This is a genomic window from Paracoccus albicereus (genome assembly GCF_024359525.1).
GTDB classification, from domain to species: Bacteria; Pseudomonadota; Alphaproteobacteria; order Rhodobacterales; family Rhodobacteraceae; genus Paracoccus; species Paracoccus albicereus.
Genome location: NZ_JAKZEU010000016.1, coordinates 1 through 3,459 on the forward strand (window position 1 = coordinate 1; position 3,459 = coordinate 3,459).

Here is a 3,459-nt window from a genome sequence, read left to right on the forward strand (position 1 = left end):
TCATCCTGTTCTCGGGCGGGCTCGACTCCTTCGCCGGCGCGCTTGAGACGCTCTCGACGTCGAACGCCCGCATTGTCCTGGTCACACATCGCTCGTCGCAAAAGGCTGCGACACGTCAGGGACACCTCGGGCGGTATCTCAAACATCGCTTTCCCGGACGCGTGCTGCAGATCCACGTGATGGCGCAGCGGGTTGGAACGGCGGCGCGGGACGCAACACAGAGATCACGCTCCTTTCTCTTCGCGGCGTTGGGTCAGGTCGTGGCACGCATGTTCGGAGCCAATCGGCAGAGTTTCTTCGAGAACGGGATCATCGGCCATAACCTGCCGATTTCGTCCCAAGTAGTGGGGACCATGGCGACACGAACGACGCATCCCCTAGCCCTGAGAAAGCTCGAACATCTCATGATGATGGTCGGTGACGGGGCCGGTGCGACCATCCGGAACCCATATGAATGGATGACCAAGACCGATGTAGTACGTCGGATCGCCGATCACGGCGCTGCCGGCCAGATTAGGGAAGCGGTGAGTTGCACCAGTATCCGCGAGCAGAACACCTTGCACACGCATTGCGGCGCCTGTTCGCAGTGCCTCGATCGCCGCTTCGCGATGCTCGCCGCAGGCCTTGCGAACGAGGATCCCGCCGACATGTATGGCACCGATGTACTGACCGGGTCGCGCGAAAAGGATCGGTCGCGGACCCTGGCGCTCGACTGGACCCGCCATGCCGTTCGACTGGCCGCGATCGACGATCGCATGTTCCTCAGCACGTTCGGTCAGGAACTGACGCGGATCGCGAGCGGATATCCCGATCAGGGTCGGACGCAGGTCTTGCGCCGGATCCTAGACCTGCAGCGCCGTCACGGCAGGCTAGTCAGGGATGCGCTGGCGCAAGCCATCCGCGACAATGCCGAACACCTTGTCCGTCAGGAACTGCCAGACGGGGCGCTGATCCGGCTCATGGTTGCGGGAGACGACCCAGTGGAGCCGGCGATAGCTCCCGATCCGCGCGCGACCGCGCCTGCTCCTCAGCAGCCTATGGAGAATTCGTCCGATGCGCCGGATCTAATTCTTCACGAGGACCGCCCGCTTGAGGTCTTCTTCTCGGAGGAAGACGATCGCTTTCTGATTAGTGTCCGTGGCCTCGGCCGTATTGAAGGTGCGGCGGCCCGTACTGCCTGTATGATGAAGCCGGAATTCGACGAAGATCGCCATCGCGGGCTTTCCCGCGAGGAGCACCGCTACGTGCCGACCGGCACACTTGCAACGCGAGCGAGTGTCAGCAAAGAGGTCGTCGCTCAGCATGTCCGCCGGTGTCGAAAGGAACTTGCGCAGTTCCATCATCAGCTGTTCGACAGGCCGCCGGCTCGGCCGCTCTTGATCGAGAGCGAGGGGCGACGTGGCTATCGCATCGATCCGGATATCCGGGTTCTCAAACGGGACGCGAACTGACCTCTTTACCCTAGGCCAATCGTCATTGGCCTGACGCTGTCAGGAAATAGCCGTCTTCTGTCATCTACGCGGCCTTGACGCCTTGTTATTACTACAAAATAAGCCGACCGCATGTCATGAGTCGGTGGCTCTGTGTCAGCCTCCCGGGCGTGAAAACAAGCCGTTTCCGGGTCATTCTTGGGCATCACCAAGGAGGCCCGCAATGGCGATCTCTGCCGCCAAGCCAAACGATAAACCCGAGCCCATTCTGACCGAACGCGCCCTCGCGGCCCGCTGGCACGTATCCGTGCGCAACCTTCAGCGACGGCGCGCGTCGGGGTCCGGCCCTGCCTGGCTGCGCATCGGCGACCGTGTGCGTTACCGCCTCGAGGATATTCTCGCCTTCGAGGAAGACTGTCGCGTGACCGAGGCGACGGCATGACCCTGGAAGCCCTCCGATCCGAGATCGATCACGGCGCGATGACCGCCTTCACGGAGGTGGTATTCGGCGGTCTGACGGGAATCGTGCCGATCCGCATGCTGGCGGAGACCGGAACCCCGGATCAGAAACCACAGTCGAGATACGTCGAAGCGACGCAGCTGATGCCTGCACTGCCGGATCTTGCCAAGCATGCGGCTGGAGCGGCCCGCGGCCTCTACGTCGTTCCTGGTATCGTCAGCAAGCCCGGCTCGGCGCGCGCCAGGGACATCATCGCGACGCAGGTTCTGCTCGTTGATCTCGACAAGGGCGACATTGTGCTCGCCCGCAAGCATCTGCTGCGCCACTTGGGAGAGCCCAGCCTCGAGGTTGCTTCCGGCGGTCGCACCGTCGGCGGTGAAGCGAAGCTGCACCTGTACTGGCGGTTGCTCGAGCCGGCGACCGGCGATGATCTCGAGCGCATCCGGGCGCTGCGCGAGATCGTGGCCCTAAAGGTGGGCGGTGACGGTTCCTTCGGTAGCCTGCATCAGCCGATCCGCGTCCCCGGCAGCATCCACGGCAAGAACTCAAAACTCACGGGGGTCCGCCTGCTCGCACGCGGCCAAGGGAGCTACGCACTCGATGATCTCCTCGCGCGCGCTGCGGCGATGCCGCAGCTGCCCAGCGTGCCAGAGGCGAAGCAGCGACAGCGTAAGCCCGCCTTCTCGGAACTTATGAGCCGCAAGGTCAGGGCCGGAGCGCTCGACGACGTGACCCGCTTTGAAGCGCTGTCGCGCGTAATCGGTCACTGGATCCGCCAGGCGCGCATTGGCAACGTCGGCCTCGATGATGCCCGGAGGGCCGTGATCGAGCACAACGCGGCGCTGATCATGCCACCGTGGGACGATACCGGTCTGGAGCGCGAGTTCACGGCGCTTCTGCAGAAGGACATTCGCGAGCGTGGGCCGATGCCCACGCGAAAGCCGAACGATGCCGCAACAAGCGCGCCGTCATTCAGCGAGGATGCGATCGCCGCCAATTTCGTCGAGCGGCATGAAGGGGAAGCGCGTCATTGCAGCGCTCTGGGCGGATGGATGTGCTGGACCGGAAGCCACTGGCACCGCGACGAACGCGACACCACCCGCGAGCGCATGCGCCAGGTCTGCCGGTCGGTCGCCCACAACACAGACTCCACTGCCATGGCCCGACGCATCGCCAGCGACAGGACCGTCTCGGCAACCCTGCGGCTCGCCGCAGCCGATCCCGCGATTTCCTCATCGGTCGATGCTTGGGACGCCATTCCGATGGCTCTAAACACCACCGCCGGCCTCGTCGATCTCGAAACCGGCGAACTGGAGGCCCATGATCCGGCCCGGTTGGTGACACAGATCGCCGGCGCAGCCCCTCGCGCCGACTGTCCGCTCTGGATGAGCTTTCTCGATCAGATCACCGACGGTGATCGGGACCTCCAAGCCTATCTGCAGCGCATGGCAGGCTACTGCCTGACCGGATCGACACGCGAGCAGGTGTTCTTTTTCTTCCACGGAACCGGCGCAAACGGGAAGACGGTCTTTCTGCAGACGCTCTCGGCGGTCCTCGGCACCTATGCCG

2 protein-coding genes and 1 pseudogene are annotated in these 3,459 nt (G+C 63.7%); all 3 read left to right on the top strand.

What is annotated here, in order from left to right:
- Positions 1-1,451 (top strand): adenine nucleotide alpha hydrolase family protein (locus tag MLD63_RS17880; RefSeq protein ID WP_255331247.1); only part of this gene is annotated, 1,451 nt, incomplete at its 5' end.
- 202 nt (positions 1,452-1,653) lie between these two features.
- Positions 1,654-1,872 carry a helix-turn-helix transcriptional regulator gene (locus tag MLD63_RS17885; RefSeq protein WP_255331248.1) on the top strand — a complete coding sequence of 73 codons (219 nt, stop codon included), beginning with the start codon at positions 1,654-1,656 and terminating at the stop codon, positions 1,870-1,872.
- Positions 1,869-3,459: pseudogene (locus tag MLD63_RS17890) on the top strand (hypothetical protein); the annotation flags it as partial. The gene MLD63_RS17885 and the pseudogene MLD63_RS17890, both read left to right, overlap by 4 nt.